Here is a 1,783-nt window from a genome sequence, read left to right as displayed (position 1 = left end):
CTTACGCCTCGACTTGGGGTGTCATGTCGGAAGCTTCGATGCCTGCGACGGCGACGGGTTTTTTCATGGCGTCGCGGCGGAAGGGCTCGCCGAGTTCCTGGTTGATCAGCGCCTCGATCAGCGTGGTGATGCCGTTCTTCTGGTCCTCGATCGCCTGGTTCAGGGCCGCGGTCAGCTCGTCCTGGGTGCGGGCAACGACGCCCTTCAGGCCACAGGCCTGCGCGATACCGGCGTAAGACACTTTGGTGTCCAGCTCGGTGCCCACGAAGTTGTCGTCAAACCACAGGGTCGAGTTGCGCTTTTCCGCGCCCCACTGGTAGTTGCGGAACACGATCTGGGTCACGGCGGGCCATTCCTCGCGGCCGATCGCGGTCAGTTCGTTCACCGCGATGCCAAAGGCTCCGTCACCGGCAAAGCCGACAACCGGCACGTCAGGCTGGCCGATCTTGGCGCCAACGATGGCGGGCAGACCGTAGCCACAGGGGCCGAACAGGCCGGGCGCCAGATACTTGCGGCCCTCTTCAAACGCCGGATAGGCGTTGCCGATGGCGCAGTTGTTGCCGATATCCGAGCTGATGATCGCTTCTTTCGGCAGCGCCGCCTGAATCGCGCGCCACGCCATGCGCGGGCTCATCCAGTCCGGCTTGGCGGCACGGGCACGCTCGTTCCAGGAGGTGCCCGGATCGTCATCCTCGTGGGTCATCGAGGTCAGTTCCTGCGCCCATGCGGATTTCTTCTGGGCGATGCGGTCCTTGCGGGCCTGACGGCCTTCGTCGCCGGCGGCGTCGCTCAGGCGGGACAGGATGCCGTTGGCGACTTTGGCCGCGTCACCGATGATGCCGACGCTGACGTCTTTGGTCAGGCCGATGCGGTCAGGGTTGATGTCAACCTGAATGATCTTTGCATCCGCTGGCCAGTAGTTGATGCCATAGCCCGGCAGGGTCGAGAACGGGTTCAGGCGGGTGCCCAGAGCCAGAACAACATCCGCCTCGCTGATCAGCTCCATCCCGGCCTTCGAGCCGTTATAGCCCAGCGGACCGGCAAACAGCGGGTGCGAACCGGGGAACGCGTCATTGTGCTGGTAGCCAACGCAAACCGGCGCATCCAGACGCTCGGCCAGCGCTTTCGACGCGTCGATGCCGCCTTCGGACAGAACCACACCGGCACCGTTCAGGATGACGGGGTTCTTGGCGGTCGACAGCATCTCGGCCGCGGCTGCCACTGCGTCTTCGCCACCCGAGGGGCGCTCGAAGTCGACGATCTTGGGCAGCTCGATATCGACCACCTGGGTCCACATGTCACGCGGGATGTTCAGCTGCGCCGGGGCCGACGCGCGCTTGGCGTTCATGATCACCCGGTTCAGCACTTCGGCCACACGGGTCGGGTCGCGCACTTCTTCCTGATAGGCGACGCAGTCGGCGAACATGCGCATCTGCTCCATCTCCTGGAAGCCGCCCTGACCAATGGTCTTGTTGGCCGCCTGCGGGGTCACCAGCAGAACCGGCGTGTGGTTCCAATAGGCGGTTTTCACAGCGGTCACAAAGTTGGTGATGCCGGGGCCGTTCTGCGCGATCATCATCGACATCTTGCCGGTCGCACGGGTATAGCCATCCGCCATCATCCCGCCAGAACCTTCATGCGCGCAGTCCCAGAACATGATCCCAGCCTTCGGAAACAAATCCGAAATCGGCATCATCGCCGAACCAATGATACCAAACGCATGCTCAATACCATGCATCTGCAATACCTTAACAAAGGCCTCTTCCGTCGTCATTCTCATCTG

General features: G+C 62.9%; 1 protein-coding gene. It reads right to left on the bottom strand.

From position 1 onward, the window contains the following. Position 1: 1 nt before the first annotated feature. Positions 2 to 1,780: a sulfoacetaldehyde acetyltransferase gene (gene xsc / locus ACR0JA_RS23615; protein WP_480580402.1), complete on the bottom strand. Its 1,779-nt coding sequence runs from the start codon at positions 1,778 to 1,780 to the stop codon at positions 2 to 4. Positions 1,781 to 1,783 lie beyond the last annotated feature (3 nt).

The organism is Ruegeria sp. AM4, from assembly GCF_056540665.1.
This window is presented reverse-complemented; position numbering and strand designations above follow the sequence as displayed.